Origin of the sequence: Pseudomonas sp. HR1, from assembly GCF_030175875.1 — a bacterium.
Taxonomy (GTDB): domain Bacteria; phylum Pseudomonadota; class Gammaproteobacteria; order Pseudomonadales; family Pseudomonadaceae; genus Chryseomonas; species Chryseomonas oryzihabitans.
On record NZ_JASNRF010000003.1, the window covers coordinates 256,152 to 275,809 of the forward strand.

The window sequence follows — 19,658 nt, forward strand, 5'->3', positions numbered from 1 at the left end:
CAGAGATCGGGCGGTACAGTGAGCAGCCTGGTCGGCCGCAAGAACGTCGAGGGGAATCGGCGGATGCTGCCCTAGGCCTCTAGCGGCAGGTCTGGATAGCGCGACTCCTGATTTATCCAGCTTGGAGATGGACGCCCAGTGTCAGGGCAAGGCGGAGCACGATCAGGACGGCGAATGCGTTTTCAGCCAGTCCTTGAGCGCGGCATCCATGCGGGTTTGCCAGCCTGAACCCGTCGCGCGGAAGGCGTCGACAACGTCCGGGGAAAGCCGAATGGTGATGCGCTCCTTGGTGACGCTCGCTTGGGGTCGGCCGCGACGCAGCTTGGCTTGCAAGGTCACCGGCAACGCACCGATACGCACCGATTGCTCGACCTTCTCGTCGGTCCACTCAGGGTTTTCCGCGTCGATCAATTCAGGGTTGAGTGGCTTGCTCATAGCGTTTTACCTCGCGATTGTTTGCCTTGCGGAAGCTGATGACCCGAATGCCGGTAGCGGTTTCGGTGAACACCACGGCATGCACTCGGCCCGCAACCAGGCCCAGGGCCGAATACCGTACTTCCGGATAGATCCTGCGGTCGTCGACCCAGATCAGCGCCGTTTCGAAATCGAAGTTGGCAACCCCTTCGAAGCTCAATCCGCGAGCAGCGATGTTGAGGGCGTTCTTGGCCGGGTCGAAGGTGATGTCCATGGATTTATCGTATGTACATTAATTGGGGGCGGCAAGACTTTCTCGTCCATACGAGCCTGCGGATGACGTCAACGAGCGTTGGGGAGCGGCCTCGACACACATCGAGCAAGCCTCACGGTCTTCCCTCCAGTGCCTGGATACGAGCTTTTGTGTCGCTAGCTAGCGCCCGTGGCAGCGCCCTGGCATGCAAGCTACGCTTCGAGAGGCCACTCCCGGCCCTGGAGGTGATCGTCATGCTCAAAGCACTGTTCGCCGCGCTAGCCCTGACCCTTTTCGCATCCGCCAGCGTCCAGGCGGCGCCCTGCCGGGATGCCCACGGCAAGTTCGTCAAATGCGACACGACCAAGACCAAGGCGGTGCAATGCAAGGATGCCAAGGGCAAGTTCGCCAAGTGCGGCACGCCCGGGGCCACGCCGGTCAACTAGAGGCTGTCGGGCGGACGTCAGGCAGGGGCCTGACACCTCGCCTGGCGTAAGCGCAGCTAGTCCTTTTTTTCCGCCGATCCCGGCTCCGACCAGGCGCGGTGCCGTTCGGCCTTCTGAGCCTCGCTTTCCACCCGATTGAGCACCTCGCCCTCGTGCTGGACCTCGGGACCGCCGCCATAGACATGGTCGAGGCCCTGCATCAGGGCGGCATAACCCTGGGCGGCCACCTGTACCGGATCGTGCTTGGGCCCGGCGCCGACGCTGGTGTCGTCTTCGCCGGCGCGGTGGAAGAAGTTGGTGTCGGTCTGGCCGGGCATGAGCACCGTCAGGGTCACGCCGCTGTCCTTCAGCTCGTTGCGCAGGGCGAAGGCGAAGGAATTGATGAAGGCCTTGGAGGCGCCGTAGACGGCCTCGAAGGGAATCGGCGCGGTGGCCGAGATGGAGGAGGTGAAGAGCACCCGGCCGCGGCCGGCGGCGACCATCTCCGGCAACACCAGCTTGGCCAGGTGCACGGTGGCCATCACATTGAGCTGGATCAATGCCATCTCGTCTTCCAGGCGCGTCTGGCCGACGAAGGCGCCGCCCAGGCCGACGCCGGCGTTGAGCACCACGACGTCCAGCGGGCGGCCCTGGCGACGCAGGAATCTAAAGGTCTCTTCCACTCCCACGGCGGTGCGCAGGTCGGCCGCATGGCTCCAGACCTTGACCCCCAGGGCACGCAATTCGCGCTCGGCGGCGTCCAGCCCATCGCCGCGGGAGACCAGCAGCAGATCATGGCCGTGGCGGGCCAGCTGCTTGGCCAGTTCGAAGCCGATGCCGCTGGAGGCACCGGTGACGGCGGCCAGCGGCCGGGAAACGTTGCTCATGCTGAAATCCTCTGCAGACCTGGTGTAGCTGGGATCGTCGCGGACGGCTGGCGCTCCCCGCGGCCGACGGTTGGCCCCTGAGGGCATGGCATAATCGCCAGGCCGTGTAGAGGAGACAAGAGATGCAACCCGCGGATCTGGAAGCCCTGGTGACCTGGACCATGCCCTATGGCAAGTACGCCGGCCGCCTGCTGGCCGACCTGCCGGGCCACTACCTCAACTGGTTCGCCCGCAGCGGCTTTCCGCCTGGCGAGCTGGGCCGCTTGCTGGCGCTGATGCAGGAGATCGACCACAACGGCCTCAAGCCGCTGCTCGATCCGCTGCGCCGCCGTTAGTCGGCCAGGCGACGCATGTCGATATGGGCAATGCCGTCTTCGTCATAGACCGCTGAGCAGGGTGTGAAGCCATAGCGGCCATAGTAGGCCTGCAAATGGGCCTGGGCGGAGAGGAACAGCGGGCGCCCGGACCAGCGCTCGGCGCAGACGCGCAGGGCTTCCGCCAGCAGCAGATGCCCCAGGCCGCTGCCGCGGCCCTCGGGGGCGACGATCACCCGGCCGATCACCACTTCCTCGCGTACCGCGCCGAGCAGGCGCAGGTAGGCGTGCAACTGGTCGTCGCGCCAGCCGAACAGGTGCCAGACGTCTTCCGCCAGGTCCAGGCCATCGGCGTCGGGATAGATGCACTGCTGCTCCACCACGAAGACCCGGGCGCGCAGCACCAGGGCGGCATAAAGCTCGGCGGTGGTCAGCGCCGGTGCGGCGCGGCAGCTCCACTGGAGGGTCATGGTCAGTCCTTGCGCCGGCCGGACAGCATGCGGAAGCGATTGCGGTTGAGCAGCACGTAGCCGGTCAGCTGCAAGCCTGCCGCGAACAGCAGGCTGCGCATGGCGCCGGGTTCGGAGGGACGCGGACCCTGGTAGAGGCCATAGAGGGCGAAGGCCACGCCCAGCAGGCCGAGGATGAAGAAGACCAGACCGATCTTGGTCAGGCGGGGGAGGGTGCGCAGATTCATGGCTATGTCGTCACAGGCAAAGGCCGCCACGCTAACCGCCCGGACCGGGCTTGTCGAGCCGATAGGCAGCCGCAGCAGACTGGTCTAACGTGGCCTGATGGCCCCTGGCAAGCGGGAGAGAGCCCATGTTCAGCCATGTACAGGTAGGCGCGCGTGATCTGGAGCGCCTGATCGATTTTTACGACGGCGTGTTGCACGAGCTCGGCCTGGTGCGGATGCCGGCCGAAGACGATGGTGGCCCGCCCGGGTGTGGCTGGCAGCGCCCGGGGCGAGCGTGGCCGCAATTCTATGTACAGCTGCCCTTCAATGGCCTGCCGGCCTCCTGGGGCAATGGCGTCCAGGTGAGCTTCGCCGCGCCTTCGCCGGCGGCCGTCGAGGCGGCCTGGCACCGCGCCCTGCAACTGGGCGGCAATGACGAGGGCGCTCCCGGCATCCGGCCGGACTATGGCGCGGACTTCTACGCCGCCTACTGCCGGGATCCGGAAGGCAACAAGCTGTGCTTCGTGCATGCCGAGGGACTCGCCGCCGCCTGCGACTAGCGTGCGGCCGGCGGTCCGGCGCTCAGACGTTGGCCGCCAGGGCGACCGCATCGGTACGGGCGGCCATGATGAAGTCGTTGCGGTGCAGGCCGCCGATGTTGTGGGTCCACCAGCTCACCGTCACCGCGCCCCATTCGGTGAGCAGGGCCGGGTGGTGATCCTCATCCTGCGCCTCGCGGCCGACGCGGTTGGTGAAGTCCAGCGCTTCCAGAAAGTTGCCGAAGGCATAGCGGCGTTCCAGCCGTGGAATTCCTTCGCGCTCGACCAGCGTCCACCCCGGGACGGCCTTGAGTAATTCGTTGCTGGCGGCCTCGCTCAGGGCAGGCTCGCTGGAGCGGCAGGGGACGCAATGGGAGTGGGCGAGATCGGCCATGGGGCGCTCCTTGGGGAAAGAAAGTCACGAAAGGGCAGGGTAACAGACCCGCCGGTCAGCTCCCGGCGTCCCGTCCGACCATGGTCGAATGGTCCGAAACCGGTGCGCGCCGTACAACGGAACACAACAAGAACAACAGTTTCCCGCCGAGGAGATCGTCCCATGAGTGCCGCTTTCTACCCGGTCCGCGCGGAAGTCGCTTCCCAGACCCTGACCGATGAAGTCACCTATCGCCGGCTGTACCAGCAGTCCATCCTCAACCCCGATGGCTTCTGGCGCGAGCAGGCCCAGCGCCTGGACTGGATCAAGCCCTTCAGCCGGGTCAAGCAGACCTCTTTCGACGATCATCGCGTCGACATCCAGTGGTTCGCCGATGGCACCCTGAACGCCTCCTACAACTGCCTGGATCGCCACCTGGAAACCCGCGGCGACCAGACCGCCATCATCTGGGAAGGCGACGATCCGGCCGACAGCCGCCACATCACCTACCGCGAGCTGCATCGCGAGGTCTGCCAGCTGGCCAACGCCCTGCGCGGCCAGGACATCCACCGCGGCGACGTGGTAACCATCTACATGCCGATGATCCCCGAGGCCGTGGTGGCCATGCTGGCCTGCGCCCGTATCGGCGCGGTGCACTCGGTGGTGTTCGGCGGCTTCTCTCCCGAATCCCTGGCCGGCCGCATCAGCGACTGCCAGTCCAAGCTGGTGATCACCGCCGACGAAGGCGTGCGCGGCGGGCGCAAGATCCCGCTCAAGGCCAACGTCGACGAGGCCCTGACCAACCCGGCCACCTATTCGGTGCGCAAGGTGATCGTCTGCAAGCGCACCGGCGCCGACATCGCCTGGCACCGCCACCGCGACGTCTGGTACGAGGACATCACCTCGGTGGCTCCGGAACACTGCGAGCCCAAGGAGATGTCCGCCGAGGCGCCGCTGTTCATCCTCTATACCTCCGGTTCCACCGGCAAGCCCAAGGGCATCCTGCACACCACCGGTGGCTACCTGACCTATGCCGCCCTGACCCACGAGCGGGTCTTCGACTATCGCCCGGGCGAGGTCTACTGGTGCACCGCCGACGTCGGCTGGATCACCGGCCACAGCTACATCGTCTATGGCCCCCTGGCCAATGGCGCCACCACCCTGCTGTTCGAGGGCGTGCCCAACTACCCGGACGTCACCCGCATGGGCCAGGTGGTGGACAAGCACCAGGTCAACGTCCTCTACACCGCGCCCACCGCCATCCGCGCCATGATGGCCCAGGGCGACGCGGCCATGCGCGGCGTCGACGGCAGCAGCCTGCGCCTGCTCGGTTCGGTGGGCGAGCCGATCAACCCCGAGGCCTGGCACTGGTACTACAAGACCGTGGGCCAGGAGCGCTGCCCCATCGTCGACACCTGGTGGCAGACCGAGACCGGCGGCATCCTCATCAGCCCGCTGCCCGGCGCCATCGGCCAGAAACCCGGTTCGGCGACCCGTCCGTTCTTTGGCATCCAGCCGGCGCTGGTGGACAACGAAGGCAACCTGCTCGACGGCGCCGTGGAAGGCAACCTGGTGATCCTCGATTCCTGGCCGGGCCAGTCGCGCTCCATCTATGGCGACCACGACCGCTTCGTCGACACCTACTTCAAGACCTTCAAGGGCATGTACTTCACCGGTGACGGCGCCCGCCGCGACGAAGACGGCTACTACTGGATCACCGGGCGAGTCGACGACGTGCTCAACGTCTCCGGCCACCGCATGGGCACCGCCGAGATCGAGAGCGCCCTGGTGGCCCATCCCAAGGTGGCCGAGGCCGCGGTGGTGGGCATGCCCCATGACCTCAAGGGCCAGGGCATCTATGTCTACGTGACCCTCAACCAGGGCGAGGAGGGCAACGAAGCCCTGCGCCAGGAGCTCAAGCAGTGGGTGCGCAAGGAGATCGGCCCGATCGCCACGCCCGATGTCATCCAGTGGGCGCCGGGGCTGCCCAAGACCCGCTCCGGCAAGATCATGCGGCGGATCCTGCGCAAGATCGCCGTGGGTGAGTACGACGCCCTTGGCGACATCTCCACCCTGGCCGATCCGGGGGTGGTGCAGCATCTGGTCGGCACCCACCAGCAGATGAGCCAGGCCGTCGCCTGATTCGACGGCTTCGCCAACCGCCCGCTATCGTCCCGGTAGCGGGCGGTTTGTTTTTGGCGGTCCTGTAAGGAGTTGTCGCCAGGGTAAAAGCCCTGGCCGTTGCGCTGGCGCTAGAATCGCGCCAACCGGCGGACCGGAGGGCACACCGGTCCGCTACCCCGGGCAAAGGCCGGGACAGGGGCAGCGCTCCGGCGTACCATGCGTGCCACCCCACAAGGGTTTCATGGCGCGCGGGCCCCGGATCGGTCGCCCCCGCCGCTCTCGACAGGAAGCCAGACGTTAGATGACCATCCGCATCGCCTTTCTGCTGTGGCCCGACGTTCGTCCGCTGACCGTGGGCCTGGTCGAGGAAGCGCTGGAACTCGCCGCTCGCCATTCAAGCGATACGCCCTACGAGGTGCGCTTTCTGCAGGCCGGCAGCGAGTTGCAGCCGCGCCTGCCGGGTGGCCACTGGGAAGGGCAGCTGGAACGCCTGGATCGCCTCTTCGTGCTGGCCGACGAACCCTCGCCCGCGCTGCCGCCGCCCCTGGCCGCGGCCCTGCGCCAGACCGCCCGGGCCGGGGTGGTGATGGGAGGCTTTTCCGCCGGGGTGCACATCCTCGCCCAGCTCGGTCTGCTCGACGGGCATCGCGCCGCCGTGCACTGGCGCTGGCTGGAGGAATTCAGCGAGCAGTTTCCCAAGGTCATCGCCACCCACCACCTCTACGAGTGGGACCGCGATCGCCTGACCGCCTGTGGCGGCCTGGCCATCCTCGATCTGCTGCTGGCCATGATCGGCCGTGACCGCGACGCCGAGCAGGCGGGCACCATCGCCGAGGAGCTGATCGTCGAGCGGCTGCGCGAAGGCAGTGAGCGGCAGCGCATTCCGCTGAAGAATCGCCTGGGCTCGAGTCATCCCAAGCTGACCCAGGCGGTGATGCTGATGGAGGCCAATATCGAAGAGCCTCTCACCACCGACGAGATCGCCCAGCACGTCTGCGTCTCCCGCCGGCAACTGGAGCGGATCTTCAAGCAGTACCTGGCGCGGGTGCCCAGCCAGTACTACCTGGAGCTACGGCTGAATCGGGCGCGCAAGATGCTGACCCAGACCAGCAAGTCGATCATCCAGATCGGCCTGTCCTGCGGCTTCTCGTCGGGGCCGCACTTCTCCAGCGCCTATCGCAACTTCTTTGGCGTCACTCCTCGCGACGACCGCAACCAGCGACGTGGTGCGGCGGGCGAGGGCAGCATGGTGGCCGAGCGCTAGGCGCCCGGCGCACCCCTTCAGCTCAACGGCTCCGCCACCCCTTCGTCCAGCCAGGCGCCCAGCCGATCGGCCGGTAGCGGCGCGCCGCAGTGGAAGCCCTGGATCTCGTCCGCCGGCAGGTGCTGCAGCTGGCGCAGGTGCTCGGCGTCTTCCACGCCCTTGAGGGTCACCCTCAGCCCCAGCGAGCGGCCGAGATCGATCATGGCCCGCACCAGGGCGCTGTCTTCCGGCGCTTGCCGGTGCCGGGCGATGAGGCTGCGGTCGAGGCGGATGCCGTCCAGCGGATAGCGGCGCAGGTAGGCCAGGGAGCACAGGCCGGAACCGAAGTCGTCCAGGCACAGGCGCACGCCCAGGCCCTTGAGCGCGCCCAGGGTGTTGGCCACATCGGCGGCGGGATCCAGCAGGGTGCGCTCGGTGAGTTCCAGCTCCAGGCGCGAGGCCGCCAGGCCGCTCTGGTAGAGCGCCTCGGCCACGGTCTGCACCGGATCTTCGTTGGCGTGGAATTGCTGCGGCGACAGATTGACCGACACCGAGAGGCGTTCCGGCCAGCCCTGGGCGTCGTGACAGGCGGTCTCCAGCACCCAGCGCCCCAGGCGCTGCCCGAGGCCGGCGTCTTCGGCCAGGGCCAGGAAATCCAGCGGCTCCAGCAGGCCCTGGGTCGGGTGCTCCCAGCGCACCAGCGCCTCGAAGCCGCACAGGCTGCCATCGGCCAGGCAACGGCGTGGCTGGTAGTAGAGACTGAGCCGATCATCGCGCAGGGCCTGGCGCAGATCCTGTTCCAGCTGCCGGCGCAGGAGCACCTGCTCGTTCATGGCCGGTTCGTGGAAGCGCCAGGTGCCGCGGCCAGCAGACTTGGCCTGGTACAGGGCGATGTCGGCCAGGCGCAGCAATTCCGCCGGGATGCCGGTATCCCGCGGCGCCAGGGCCACGCCCAGGCTGCTGCCGATGAAGACCCGCTGCTCGCCGAGGCGGAAGGGTTGGCGCAACTGCTCCACCAGGCGCCGACAGAGGTCGGCGATGGCAGCGGGGTCGCGATCGCCGCTGAGCACCACACAGAATTCGTCGCCGCCCAGGCGCGCCACCAGGTCGGTGGCGGTCACGTTCTGCCGCAGGCGCTGCGCCGCTTCCTGCAGGACCTGATCGCCGGCGGCATGGCCGAGGGCGTCGTTGACCGTCTTGAATCTATCCAGGTCCAGGCTGATCAGCGCCAGGGGGCGGGGCTCCGGGCCTTCCAGATGGGTGGCGAGAAACTGGTGCAGGCGATGGCGGTTGGGCAGGCCGGTCAGGGGATCGTGCCAGGACAGGTGCTGGACCTGGGCCAGGGCCTCGATCTCGTCGGTGAGATCGGTGACGGTGCCGCGATAGCCGCCTTCGGGAATGGCCCGGGCGGCCACCCGGCAGGTGCGTTCGCGCCCGTTGCCGTCCAGGTAGTGGCAGACCAGCGGCTGTCGTGGCTTGCGGTCGTGGGCCTGGCCGGCGAGCCAGTGCGCCAGGGTGTCGGCATGGGGGGTGAGCAATTCGGCGAGCGGCCGGCCGAGCCAGCGCTCGGTGGCTTCCCCGGTGACCTCGGCGAAGCGATCCGAGACATAGACCAGGCGCAGCGTGGCGTCGACCTCCCACAGCCAGTCCGAGGTGGCCTCGGCGATGTCGCGGAAGCGCCGCTCGCCGATGGCCAGTTCGCTGCGGCTGGCCAGCAGGTCATCGTACTGGGCATCCAGCTGGCGCATCGAGATCAGCGCCTGGCGAAACAGCCAGATCAGCCCCAGCAGCAGGATCAGCACCCCGCCGCCGAACAGCGGCAGGGTCTGTTGCATCAGCCACAGCCCCGGACGCGGTGGGCGCCAGGTCAGCTGATAGCTGGAACCCGGCAGTTGCCAGCTGGCGCGGCTGCCGGCGCCGTTGGCGCTGATGCTCAGCGGCGGCAGGTTGTTGGCTTCGCTCAGGGCCGCCAGCCGCGCCGGACTGAGCACATTGACGAAGACCAGTACCGAGGCCGGCGCGTCCTGGGGGCGAACGCCGGCCTGGTCGCCCGGGGTGATGGCGGCGGCGGCCACCAGCGCCGGCATCCCGGCCACGGTCAGCACGCCGGACACGCTGCCGGCGCGGGCGTCGGCGCTGCGCGCCGCGGCCAGCAGGCCGGCGATGTCGCCCTGCAGCCAGGGGGCGGCGGGATCGGCGAGCTGGCCGTCGAGCAGGCGATAGCGGGGCCGATCCTGACCGTCGAACACCAGCACTCCCTCATAGCCATAGACCTGGAACAGGGATTCGCCCAGATTGCCCTGTTCGAAGGCCCAGTCGCTGTCCAGTGTCTGGTGCAGGCGGCGATAGGCTTCGTCCCATTTGCTGTAGTCGATCAGGTTGCGGGCGACCTCTTCGTCGAGGCGCGTGAAGGTGCGGCCAACGGCGCGCTCGGTATGCTGGGCGACGGTGGCATCCTGGCGCACGGCATTGTCGACCAGCAGATAGCAACCCAGGCCGATGAGACCCAGGAGCAGCACGCAGAGCGCGGGGAACAGCCGCAGGAGAACGGTATGGCCCCGTCGGCGCGGAGGCGCGCTACGAGACGCTGGGAATGTTGGCATGCCTGGACCCTGGCTGGATGAGCGTTCCTGTGCCTTCGCCTGGTGGAACCCGGAAGTGACCAAGCGAAGCGGATGAAACCTTGCCGTCGCTAGACTAGCCCCTTGGGGCGCGCGACGCTAAACGTAAAGCGGGAGATGCCAAGGGGATCGCGCTAAGCATCGCGCGAACGCCCGAGTTAGGTGGGGTTGCCGGCTCCGCCATAGAAGGCGCAGCCCTGCCAGGTCTGGCCATTGATGCGCAGTTCGGCCTGCAGTGACTGCACGGTGCCGGTGCGACCGTCCACGCAGCGCCGCGGATTGATCCACAGCTCGACCTTCTCGCCATTGGCTTCGCTGGACAGGGCGCGCATGCCGCCCGGCAATTCTTCCTGCACGAAGGGCAGGGCGCGGCGCTGCTGGCCGGCGGTGCTGACCAGCATGCCCTGGTTGCTGACCTGGACGCTCCAGTCCGGTCCATGGCCACCGGCGTTCATGGCGGTGCGCTTGAAGTTGGGATCGCTGCAACCCGGTCCGCTGTATTGCACGCGGTAGACATCGGTGACGGCGAACACGCCCTGGGCACCATCGCGGCCGCCGGACTTGAGCTTGCCGCGCAGGTCGGCGAACAGCGAAGCGGCGCCGCTGTCGGCGGCCAGTTCATGGGCATCGCGCAGGATGGCGGTGTTGTTGGCGTCGGTGACGTCGAAGAAACGCTGTTCCTGGCAGGGGCGGAACAGCAGCTGGTCACCGCTCCAGCGCAGATCGCCCTGCAGGCGCTCGCCGCCCGGTGCACGCGGGGTGTCGTCGCTCTGGAACAGGCTGCAGCCGCCGAGGAGGCCGAGCAGGGCTAGGGGAAAGATGGCACGCGGCGCTGGCATCGCAGGACTCCGACTGAGGTGGGCACACGTTACTCAGACAGCGCCGCGAGCTCAAGGACTTACCAGACGCGATACGTCTTGCCGGTTTCTCGTCCTTCCACACTGCGTTCGTAGGCCAGGGCGGCCTCGGCGCCGCTGACCGCCTTGAAACCGCGGAAGAAATCACCGTAGTGGCCCAGGGACTCCTGCAGCACCGTCGGGCTGACCGCGTTGAGGCGCTGACCGTGGGGCAATTCGATGGCCGCACCGCGCACGAAGCCTTCCAGCGCCGCGTTGACCATAGCCGCCGAGCTACCCTGGGCGATGGGCTGTTCGCTGAGGATGCCGGTGGTCAGGGTAAAGGAGGCGCCCTCGGCGGCCTGCTGCTGGCCGAGCAGCACCAGATTGACCTGGCCCATGAGCTTGTCCTGCAGGCCTTTCTGGTACGCCTCGGGCGTCATCTCGGTGAAGGGGGCGAAGGTCACCGAACCCACCGCGCTGACCAGGGCGTCGAAACGACCCACCTGGGCGAAGAGGGCGCGGATGGACTCGGGTTGGGTGATGTCGACCTGCAGGTCGCCGGATCGGCGACCGACGCGGATCAGGTCATGGCGGCTGCCCAGGCGTTCGGCGATGGCGCTGCCCAGGGTCCCGCTGGCACCGACGAGGATGATTTTCATGGGGGTGGCTCCGTGAAGGGAAGGGAGTCCTCAGCCTAGAATGGCCCATTGCCCGGATAAATCACCTGAATGGCAATCCAGTGTTTCCAGGAGGAAACGATGCAGGATGACTTCGCCGATTTCGCCGCCTTCGCCATCCTCTGTGACAGCGGCAGCTTCACCCGCGCGGCCGAGCGCCTGGGCTGCAGCAAGGGCCAGCTGTCCAAGCGCATCCGGGCGCTGGAGATGCGCCTGGAGACCCAGCTGCTGCACCGTACCACCCGACGCCTCGATCCCACCCCCGCCGGTCGTGCCCTGCTCCCGGAGGCCCAGGCCCTGGTGCGCCAGCGCGAGCGGGCCCTGCAGAGCGTGGCCCGGCTGCAGGAGCAAGCCGTCGGCCCGGTGCGCCTGACCGTGCCCGTGTCCCTGGGCTACACCTTTTTCGAGGTGCTGCTGGCCTGTCGCGCCGCCCATCCCGCCATACAGCTGGACCTGGTGCTGGACAACGGCTACCGCGACCTGGTGGCCGAGGGCTTCGACCTGGCGATCCGCGCCCGGCTGGAGCCGGACGAACGCCTGGTCGCCCGCCCGCTGTTCGCCATGCAGGAGGTGACCTGCGCGGCACCCGCCTATCTGGCCGGAGTCGAGGTTCCCCGGGTGCCCGAGGATCTGCTCGGCCATCGCTGCCTGGTGAACAGTCACTATGCCGAGGGCGACGTCTGGCTCTATCACCGCGAGCATCAGCTCAGCCGTGTCCAGGTGGAGCCCAGTCTTTCCTGCAACCACTACAGCCTGCTCAAGCAGGCCGCCCTGGCCGGGCAAGGCATCGCCCGGCTGCCCTCGTTCATGGTGCACGAAGAATTGGCCAGTGGCGCCCTGATCTGGCTGCTCCGGGAATGGCGCACCCCCAGCCAGCCGCTGTTTCTGGTGCATCCCTACCAAGGTGGGTTGCCGAAGCGCACCAGAGTGGTAGCGGAAGCCCTGAGCGACTGGTTCGAGCGCAGTCGGCAGCGGTTGGAGGCGTTGGGGTAGCGAGGTTGATGGAGCTCAACGCCTGCGCGGAAAGCCCCTCTCCCTGCGGGAGAGGGCTGGGGTGAGGGCACCCTTCACCGCGAAACCCCGTTGGAAAAGGCTGCGCCGTTTTCCACGCTACGGTGCTATTGGGCTTCGACGATGGAGCCGTCTCAACCCAACCTACGCATTGAAAGCCCCCTCTCCCTGCGGGAGAGGACTGGGGTGAGGGCGCGCTTCGCTGTGAAGCCCCCAGTGGAAAAGGCTGCGTCGTTTTCCACGCTACGGCACCGTTGGGCTTCGACGGTGGAGCCGTCTCAACCCAACCTACGCGTTGAAAGCCCCCTCTCCCTGCGGGAGAGGACTGGGGTGAGGGCGCGCTTCGCCGCGAAACCCCAGTGGAAAAGGCTGCGCCGTTTTCCACGCTACGGTGCTGTTGGGCTTCGACGGTGGAGGCGTCTCAACCCAACCTACGCGCTGCTTGGATCGCCCCCTCTCCCTGCGGGAGAGGGCTGGGGTGAGAGCGCGCTTCGCCGCGAAACCCCAGTGGAAAAGGCTGCGCCGTTTTCCACGCTACGGTGCTATTGGGCTTCGACGATGGAGCCGTCTCAACCCAACCTACGCACTGAAAGCCCTCTCCCCCTGCGGGAGAGGGCTGGGGTGAGAGCACCCTTCACCGCGAAACCCCCGTTGGAAAAGGCTACGCCGTTTTCCACGCTACGGCATCGTTGGGCTTCGCCGCGCCGAGGTTGAAGCGTGTCGGGCAGCGACGGCATGCTCAACCGCCCAGATAGGCCTTGCGCACGTCCGGGTTGGCCAGCAGTTCGGCGCCGCTGTCCTGCATGACGATGCGGCCGTTCTCCAGCACATAGCCGCGGTCGGCCAGCTTGAGCGCCTGGTTGGCGTTCTGCTCGACCAGGAACACCGTCACCCCATCCTGGCGCAGTTGCTCGATGATCTCGAAGATCTGCTGGATGATGATGGGCGCCAGGCCCAGGGAGGGCTCGTCGAGCAGCAGCAGGCGCGGCTCGCTCATCATCGCCCGGCCGATGGCGAGCATCTGCTGCTCGCCGCCGGACATGGTGCCGGCGCGCTGGGCATAGCGCTCCTTGAGGCGCGGGAAGAGGCCGAGGACCTTCTCCAGCTGGCGGTCATAGGCGTGCTTGTCGGTGAAGAAGCCGCCCATGGCCAGGTTCTCTTCCACGGTCAGGCGGGCGAACACCCGGCGGCCTTCCGGTACGACGGCGATGCCCTTGCGCATGATCTGCGCGGTTTCCTGGCCGACCAGTTCCTCGCCTTCGTAGCGGATGCTGCCGCCATGGGCGCGCGGGGTACCGCAGAGGGTCATCAGCAGGGTGGACTTGCCGGCGCCGTTGGCGCCGATCAGGGTGACGATCTCGCCCCGGTTCACCTGCACGCTGACGCCATGCAGCGCCTGGATCTTGCCGTAGAAGGTGGAGACGTTGTCGAACTGCAGCATGGAGGTCTCCATCAGGATTCGCCCAGGTAGGCCTTGATCACGTCGGGGTTGTTGCGGATCTGCTCCGGCGTCCCGTCGGCCAGGGGGGTACCCTGGTTGATCACCACGATGTGGTCGGAAATGCTCATTACCAGGTGCATGTCGTGCTCGATCAAGAGCACGGTGACGCCGTGCTCGGCGCGCAGCAGGGCGATGAGCGCCTTGAGGTCCTCGGTCTCGCGCGGGTTGAGGCCGGCGGCCGGCTCGTCGAGCATGAGGATCTGCGGGCGGGTCATCATGCAGCGGGCGATTTCCAGGCGGCGCTGCTGACCGTAGGCGAGATTGCCGGCGTTACGGTTGGCGAACTCGGTGAGATTGACCTGCTCCAGCCAGAAACGCGCGTAGTCCATGGCCTCGGCTTCGCTCTTGCGAAAGGCCGGGGTCTTGAACAGCCCGGCCAGGAAGCCGGTATTGAGGTGGCGATGCTGGGCCACCAGCAGGTTCTCCACCGCAGTCATTTCCTTGAACAGGCGGACGTTCTGGAAGGTGCGCACCACGCCCTTGCGGGCGATCTTGTGCCCGGGCAGGCCCTGGATGGCCTCGCCGCGCAGGAGGATCTCGCCGCCACTGGGCCGGTAGAAGCCGGTCAGGCAGTTGAACACCGTGGTCTTGCCGGCGCCGTTGGGACCGATCAGCGAGACCACCTGGCCCTGTTCCACACGGATGTTGACGCCGTTGACGGCCAGCAGGCCGCCGAACCTCATGGACAGGCCGGAGACATCGAGAAGGGCTTGGCTCATTTGCGCAACTCCAGGTGCGGGCGTTGCATCGGGAGCAGGCCTTGCGGACGCCAGATCATCATCACGACCATCAGCAGGCCGAACATCAACATGCGGTATTCGCTGAATTCGCGCATCAGCTCCGGCAAGAGGATCATCACGATGGCCGCGAGGATCACGCCGAGCTGGGAACCCATGCCGCCCAGCACCACGATGGCCAGGATGATGGCCGATTCGATGAAGGTGAACGATTCCGGCGACACCAGGCCCTGGCGGGCGGCGAAGAAGCTGCCGGCGAAACCGGCGAAGCAGGCGCCCAGGGTAAAGGCCGAGAGCTTGATCAGCGTGGGATTCAGCCCCAGGGCGCGGCAGGCGATCTCGTCTTCGCGCAGGGCTTCCCAGGCGCGACCGATGGGCATGCGCAGGAGGCGATTGATCACGAACAGGGTCAGCAGCACCAGCAGCAGGGCGATCAGGTAGAGGAAGATCACCTTGTATTCGGAGTTGTAGGGGATGCCGAAGTACTCGTGGAAGGGCGTCATGCCCTCGGGTGCGCGGCGTTCGAAGGTCAGGCCGAACAGGGTCGGCTTGTCGATGCCGCTGATGCCGTTGGGACCGCCGGTCCATTCGGTGAGGTTGCGCAAGAGGATGCGGATGATCTCGCCGAAGCCCAGGGTGACGATGGCCAGGTAGTCGCCGCGCAGGCGCAGCACCGGGAAGCCGAGCAGGAAGCCAAACAGCGCCGCCATCAGCCCCGCCAGCGGCAGGCACACCCAGAAGCCCAGGCCATAGTAGTGGGAGAGCATGGCGTAGGTGTAGGCGCCGACGGCATAGAAGCCGACGTAGCCCAGGTCGAGCAGACCGGCCAGGCCCACCACGATGTTCAGGCCGAGGCCGAGCATCACGTAGATCAGGATCAGGGTGGCGATGTCCACCGCGCCGCGCGAGCCATAGAAAGGCCACACCAGGGCGACCAGCACCAGGCCGAGGATCACCCAGCGCTGGGTCTTGGGTTCGGTCAGCTTGGTGCCCAGGCCGGTGGCCGGCAACGGCAGGCCGCCGCTGCGGCGCCAGCCGGCGGTGACCTGGTCGCGCACCAGTTGCCAGACGAACATCAGCACCGCGGCCAGGGCCACGATCCAGAGGGTGCGCGGCGTGGCGCCGTGCACTTCGAGGTTGACGCCCACCGTCTCCAGCTTGAGGCCGAGGATGGGATAGGCGACGGCCAGCACCAGCAGGGCGCTGAAGAAGGCGGTTCGCAGACGGGCACTCATACCTTTTCCACCTCCGGACGACCGAGGATGCCGGTGGGGCGGAACAGCAGCACCAGCACCAGCAGGCTGAAGGCCACCACGTCCTTGTACTGGTCACCGAAGACATCGGCGCCAAAGGCCTCGGCCACGCCCAGCACCAGGCCGCCGAGCATGGCGCCGGGGATGCTGCCGATGCCGCCGAGCACGGCGGCGGTAAAGGCCTTGATGCCGGCCAGGAAACCCAGGCTCGGGTTGATCACGCCGTACTGGATGCCCAGCAGCACCGCGGCCACGGCGGCCAGGGTGGCGCCGATGACGAAGGTCAGGGCGATGATGCCGTTGGTGTTGATGCCCAGCAGGTTGGCCATCTTGATGTCCTCGGCGCAGGCGCGGCAGGCGCGGCCCAGGCGGGAGCGGGAGATGAACCAGGTCAGGCCGAACATGGTGAGCAGGGTGACGATGAAGATCAGCACCTGCACATAGGAGATCACCACGCCGTTCATGGCGTCGGTGCCGATGATGAAGTTGCCCGGCAGCAGGTTGGGGATCGACTTGTCCTTGGAGTCCTGGGCCAGCAGCACCCAGTTCTGCAGGAAGATCGACATGCCGATCGCCGAGATCAGCGGGATCAGCCGGTTACCGCCGCGCAGGGGGCGATAGGCGATGCGTTCGATGCTGTAGCCGTAGGCACTGGCGATGATGATGCTGGCGCCGAAGGCGGCGAGCATGACGATGGGCAGGCTGTGGATGCCCAGCATGGCGAGGCCGGCGATGGCGATGAAAGCCACGTAGGAGCCGATCATGTACACCTCGCCATGGGCGAAGTTGATCATGCCGATGATGCCGTAGACCATGGTGTAGCCGATGGCGATCAGGGCATAGGTGCTGCCGACCGTGAGGCCGTTCACCAGCTGTTGCAGGTAGTGGTAGAACTCGGGCATGGGTGTCTCCAGGGGACCCAAGTGCACTTCTGGTGCAGGTCCCAGGCCTCGGATGGAGGCGGATAAACGAAGCCCACCGCCGTGGGCGGTGGGCTCCGGTGTTACAGGCAGGGCTTACTTGGCTTCAGTCTTGGTGCCGTCGGCGTGCCATTCGTAGACCACGAACTCGAAGTTCTTCAGGTCGCCTTTTTCGTCGAACGCCAGCTCGCCGGTGGGGGTGTTGAAGGTGTTGCTGCGCAGCGCCTTGGCCACATCCTCGGGCTTCTCGTCGCCCGCCTTGGCGATGCCTTCGGCGATGACCTGAACGGCGGCGTAGGAGGGGAACACGAAGGGACCGCTCGGATCCTGCTTCTTGTCCTTGAACGCCTGCACCAGGGCCTGGTTCTTGGGATCCTGGTCGAAGGAGCGCGGCAGGGTGACCAGCAGGCCTTCGGAGGCCTTGCCGGCGATGGCGGAGATGGAGCTGTTGCCCACGCCTTCCGGACCCATGAACTTGGCGGTCAGGCCCTTCTCGGCCGCCTGACGCAGGATCAGGCCCAGCTCGGGGTGGTAGCCGCCGTAGTAGACGAAGTCGACGTTGGCCTGCTTGAGCTTGGCGATCAGCGAGGAGAAGTCCTTGTCGCCGGAGTTGATGCCCTCGAACACGGCGACCTTGACGCCGGCCTTGTCCAGGGTCTGCTTGACCGCGGTGGCGATGCCTTCGCCGTACTGCTGCTTGTCGTGGATGACCGCGACGATCTTCGGCTTGACGTGCTCGACGATGAACTTGCCGGCGGTCGGGCCCTGCATGTTGTCCAGGCCGATGGTGCGGAAGATCAGCTTGTAGCCACGGTTGGTGATGTCGGGGCTGGTGGCCGCCGGGGTCACCATCAGGATGCCTTCGTCCTCATAGATGTCGGAGGCCGGCTGGGTGGAGCTGGAGCAGAGGTGGCCGACGACGAACTTGACGCCATCGTTGACGATCTTGTTGGCAACCGCCACGGCCTGCTTGGGATCGCAGGCGTCGTCGTAGATCACGCCTTCGAGCTGCTTGCCCTTGACGCCGCCGGCCTTGTTGATCTGCTCGATGGCCATCTGGGCACCAATGAACTCCATGTCACCGTACTGGGCGACCGGACCGGTCTTGGGGCCGGCCAGACCGATCTTCAGGGTGTCGGCTGCCAGGGTGTGGCTGGCCATGCCGGCCAGGGCCAGGGCCGCGACCAAGCGGGAGAAACGCAGAGTTGCCTTTTTCATGAGTGCTCCACTCGGAATGCTTTTATTAATGAGGCAGTTGGAAGCGAAAATGTGCCAATTTTGTTCTTTATGACGCGCCGCGCAGTTTAATCACCGTCTGTTCGTCTTGGAAAGCTGGCGACGACAACTTGTCGGACTTGTCGACCGTGCGTCCGGGCGCTCGGCAAGCGGGGAGGGCGACGGTAGAATCCGCCCTTTTCGCGAGGCCCGCACCATGACCGATCACGCAACGCGCTACGCCACCCTGCTCGGGCAGACCGCCGCCATCGGCTGGGAAGAATTGCAACCGCATTTTGCGCGGGGCGTGCTGTTGGAAGTGGCGCCCGAGCTGGATCTGATCGAGGCGGCCATCGCCGTGACCCAGGACGATGCCGCCCGAGTGGGACAGTGGCTGCAGCAGGGTCAGCTGGCCAAGGTCGACGAAGAGCGCGCGCGGCGCCGGCTGGAGGCGCCCGAGGTGGCGCTGTGGGCGGTGGTGGTGGCGCCCTGGGTGCTGATGCAGGAGCGTCCGGCCGAGCGCTGAAACGCAAAGGCCCGCGCAAGGCGGGCTTTTGCTAACGGGCGTGGCTCAGCGTTCGCTGTCGAGATCGCGCAGCTGGTGTTCGCCGTAGCGATCGCCGGCCACCGCGCCTGGCGGCAGCAGGCGTTCCAGTTCGGCGCGATCCGCATCGCTCAGCGTCACCTCCAGCGCACCGAGGGATTCGTCGAGCTGAGCGCGGCGGCGGGCTCCGATTAAAGGCACGATGTCCTCGCCCTGAGCGGCGACCCAGGCCACCGCCAGCCGGGCCGGGGTGGTGCCGCGGCGTTCAGCGAATTGCTTCAGGCCTTCTACCAGCGCCAGATTGCGCTCCACGTTACCCGGCTGGAAGCGCGGACTGAGGGCGCGGAAGTCGCCGCTGCCCGAGGGTTGGCGCCAGTGACCGCTGAGCAGACCGCGGGAGAGCACGCCATAGGCGGTGATGCCGATGCCCAGGTCGCGGCAGGTCGGCAGGATCTCGGCCTCGATGCCGCGCGAGACCAGCGAATACTCGATCTGCAGGTCGCAGACCGGGTGCACCGCGGCCGCTCGCCGCAGGGTCTGGGCGCCCACCTCCGAAAGGCCGATGTGGCGGATGTAGCCCGCCTGGACCAGCTCGGCGAGGGCGCCCATGGTGTCCTCGATGGGCACCTGGCGATCCAGCCGCGCCGGGCGATAGATGTCGATGTGGTCCACGCCCAGGCGCTTGAGGCTGTAGGCGACGAAATTCTTGATCGCCACCGGCCGGGCGTCGTAGCCCAGCCACTCGCCACCCGGACCACGCAAGGCGCCGAACTTGACGCTGATCAGCGCCTGCTCCCGCCGACCGCGCAGGGCTTCGCCCAGGAGCAGTTCGTTGTGGCCCATGCCATAGAAGTCACCGGTGTCGAACAGGGTGACGCCGCGTTCGAGGGCGGCCTGGACGGTGGCGATGGCCTCGCCACGGTCGGCGGCGCCATAGAGATCGGACATGCCCATGCAGCCCAGACCGAGCGTGGATACCAGAGGGCCCTGCTGGCCCAAGCGACGCTGTTGCATAAGGGATTCCTCGTCAGATGGATGAGGCTTCACTCTAGTCGCCAGGGTGCCGTGCGATAATCCGGTCCTGACACAACG

General features: G+C 66.9%; 22 protein-coding genes. 7 read left to right on the top strand and 15 right to left on the bottom strand.

What is annotated here, in order from left to right:
* Positions 1–162: 162 nt before the first annotated feature.
* Complete coding sequence (locus QKY98_RS12580; RefSeq protein WP_027597134.1) at positions 163–435, bottom strand: BrnA antitoxin family protein; 273 nt, start codon at positions 433–435, stop codon at positions 163–165.
* Positions 413–688 carry a BrnT family toxin gene (locus QKY98_RS12585; RefSeq protein WP_074583818.1) on the bottom strand — a complete coding sequence of 92 codons (276 nt, stop codon included), beginning with the start codon at positions 686–688 and terminating at the stop codon, positions 413–415. Before QKY98_RS12585 ends, QKY98_RS12580 begins: the two co-directional genes overlap by 23 nt.
* Positions 689–921: 233 nt before the next feature.
* Between QKY98_RS12585 and QKY98_RS12590 the strand changes: the two genes are divergently transcribed.
* Positions 922–1,113 (top strand): hypothetical protein, encoded by a 192-nt coding sequence (locus QKY98_RS12590; protein ID WP_007159587.1) that lies wholly within the window; start codon positions 922–924, stop codon positions 1,111–1,113.
* A 56-nt stretch (positions 1,114–1,169) separates the two neighbouring features.
* Here QKY98_RS12590 and QKY98_RS12595 read toward each other — a convergent pair whose 3' ends face one another.
* Positions 1,170–1,979, bottom strand: coding sequence for an SDR family NAD(P)-dependent oxidoreductase (locus tag QKY98_RS12595; RefSeq protein WP_007159586.1), 810 nt, complete (start codon positions 1,977–1,979; stop codon positions 1,170–1,172).
* Positions 1,980–2,101: 122 nt separating this feature from the next.
* On the opposite strand from QKY98_RS12595, the gene QKY98_RS12600 reads away from it, so the two are divergent.
* Entirely contained in the window at positions 2,102–2,314 is a 213-nt protein-coding gene (locus QKY98_RS12600; protein ID WP_042136137.1) for a DUF3820 family protein, read from the top strand.
* Here QKY98_RS12600 and QKY98_RS12605 read toward each other — a convergent pair.
* Together QKY98_RS12605 and QKY98_RS12610 are read right to left on the bottom strand one after the other, a co-directional pair.
* Positions 2,311–2,763: a GNAT family N-acetyltransferase gene (locus QKY98_RS12605; protein WP_267398189.1), complete on the bottom strand. Its 453-nt coding sequence runs from the start codon at positions 2,761–2,763 to the stop codon at positions 2,311–2,313. The two genes, QKY98_RS12600 and QKY98_RS12605, sit on opposite strands and share 4 nt — an antisense overlap.
* Positions 2,764–2,765: 2 nt before the next feature.
* Positions 2,766–2,990 carry a hypothetical protein gene (locus tag QKY98_RS12610; RefSeq protein WP_007159583.1) on the bottom strand — a complete coding sequence of 75 codons (225 nt, stop codon included), beginning with the start codon at positions 2,988–2,990 and terminating at the stop codon, positions 2,766–2,768.
* 125 nt (positions 2,991–3,115) lie between these two features.
* Between QKY98_RS12610 and QKY98_RS12615 the strand changes: the two genes are divergently transcribed.
* Entirely contained in the window at positions 3,116–3,529 is a 414-nt protein-coding gene (locus QKY98_RS12615; RefSeq protein ID WP_027597131.1) for a VOC family protein, read from the top strand.
* Positions 3,530–3,551: 22 nt separating this feature from the next.
* On the opposite strand, the gene QKY98_RS12620 is transcribed toward QKY98_RS12615, so the two are convergent.
* Entirely contained in the window at positions 3,552–3,902 is a 351-nt protein-coding gene (locus tag QKY98_RS12620; protein WP_007159581.1) for a 4a-hydroxytetrahydrobiopterin dehydratase, read from the bottom strand.
* A 162-nt stretch (positions 3,903–4,064) separates the two neighbouring features.
* On the opposite strand from QKY98_RS12620, the gene acs reads away from it, so the two are divergent.
* Both acs and QKY98_RS12630 read left to right on the top strand, forming a co-directional pair.
* Positions 4,065–6,023, top strand: a complete 1,959-nt coding sequence (gene acs / locus QKY98_RS12625; protein ID WP_027602536.1) for an acetate--CoA ligase — start codon at positions 4,065–4,067, stop codon at positions 6,021–6,023.
* A gap of 283 nt (positions 6,024–6,306) precedes the next feature.
* The gene (locus QKY98_RS12630) at positions 6,307–7,269 is read left to right on the top strand and encodes a GlxA family transcriptional regulator (RefSeq protein ID WP_007159579.1); all 963 of its coding nucleotides are present in this window, start codon (positions 6,307–6,309) and stop codon (positions 7,267–7,269) included.
* A gap of 17 nt (positions 7,270–7,286) precedes the next feature.
* Here the strand turns inward: QKY98_RS12630 and QKY98_RS12635 are convergent, their stop codons facing one another.
* The 3 genes from QKY98_RS12635 to QKY98_RS12645 form a co-directional block, all read right to left on the bottom strand.
* On the bottom strand, positions 7,287–9,767 hold the full coding sequence (locus QKY98_RS12635) for a bifunctional diguanylate cyclase/phosphodiesterase (protein WP_081398816.1): 2,481 nt from the start codon (positions 9,765–9,767) through the stop codon (positions 7,287–7,289).
* Between the two features lie 260 nt (positions 9,768–10,027).
* Entirely contained in the window at positions 10,028–10,708 is a 681-nt protein-coding gene (locus QKY98_RS12640; RefSeq protein WP_027602537.1) for a membrane protein, read from the bottom strand.
* A gap of 59 nt (positions 10,709–10,767) precedes the next feature.
* Positions 10,768–11,367 (bottom strand): short chain dehydrogenase, encoded by a 600-nt coding sequence (locus QKY98_RS12645; RefSeq protein ID WP_027597128.1) that lies wholly within the window; start codon positions 11,365–11,367, stop codon positions 10,768–10,770.
* 99 nt (positions 11,368–11,466) lie between these two features.
* Here QKY98_RS12645 and QKY98_RS12650 point away from each other — a divergent pair, with 99 nt between their 5' ends.
* The gene (locus QKY98_RS12650) at positions 11,467–12,378 is read left to right on the top strand and encodes a LysR family transcriptional regulator (protein ID WP_284671009.1); all 912 of its coding nucleotides are present in this window, start codon (positions 11,467–11,469) and stop codon (positions 12,376–12,378) included.
* A 757-nt stretch (positions 12,379–13,135) separates the two neighbouring features.
* On the opposite strand, the gene QKY98_RS12655 is transcribed toward QKY98_RS12650, so the two are convergent.
* The 5 genes from QKY98_RS12655 to QKY98_RS12675 all read right to left on the bottom strand — a co-directional run bounded on the left by QKY98_RS12655 (position 13,136) and on the right by QKY98_RS12675 (position 18,025).
* Positions 13,136–13,837 (bottom strand): ABC transporter ATP-binding protein, encoded by a 702-nt coding sequence (locus QKY98_RS12655; RefSeq protein ID WP_007159574.1) that lies wholly within the window; start codon positions 13,835–13,837, stop codon positions 13,136–13,138.
* Between the two features lie 11 nt (positions 13,838–13,848).
* Positions 13,849–14,616, bottom strand: coding sequence for a high-affinity branched-chain amino acid ABC transporter ATP-binding protein LivG (gene livG / locus QKY98_RS12660; RefSeq protein WP_007159573.1), 768 nt, complete (start codon positions 14,614–14,616; stop codon positions 13,849–13,851).
* On the bottom strand, positions 14,613–15,869 hold the full coding sequence (locus QKY98_RS12665; RefSeq protein WP_007159572.1) for a high-affinity branched-chain amino acid ABC transporter permease LivM: 1,257 nt from the start codon (positions 15,867–15,869) through the stop codon (positions 14,613–14,615). Before QKY98_RS12665 ends, livG begins: the two co-directional genes overlap by 4 nt.
* A complete protein-coding gene (gene livH / locus QKY98_RS12670) occupies positions 15,866–16,789 on the bottom strand; it encodes a high-affinity branched-chain amino acid ABC transporter permease LivH (protein WP_007159571.1) in 924 nt (307 codons plus the stop codon). The genes QKY98_RS12665 and livH overlap by 4 nt, the downstream gene beginning before the upstream one ends.
* Positions 16,790–16,903: 114 nt before the next feature.
* Entirely contained in the window at positions 16,904–18,025 is a 1,122-nt protein-coding gene (locus QKY98_RS12675; protein WP_007159570.1) for a branched-chain amino acid ABC transporter substrate-binding protein, read from the bottom strand.
* 214 nt (positions 18,026–18,239) lie between these two features.
* Here QKY98_RS12675 and QKY98_RS12680 point away from each other — a divergent pair, with 214 nt between their 5' ends.
* A complete protein-coding gene (locus QKY98_RS12680; RefSeq protein WP_284671010.1) occupies positions 18,240–18,548 on the top strand; it encodes a DUF2288 domain-containing protein in 309 nt (102 codons plus the stop codon).
* Positions 18,549–18,593: 45 nt separating this feature from the next.
* Here QKY98_RS12680 and QKY98_RS12685 read toward each other — a convergent pair whose 3' ends face one another.
* Entirely contained in the window at positions 18,594–19,580 is a 987-nt protein-coding gene (locus tag QKY98_RS12685) for an aldo/keto reductase (RefSeq protein WP_181109996.1), read from the bottom strand.
* Between the last annotated feature and the right edge of the window lie 78 nt (positions 19,581–19,658).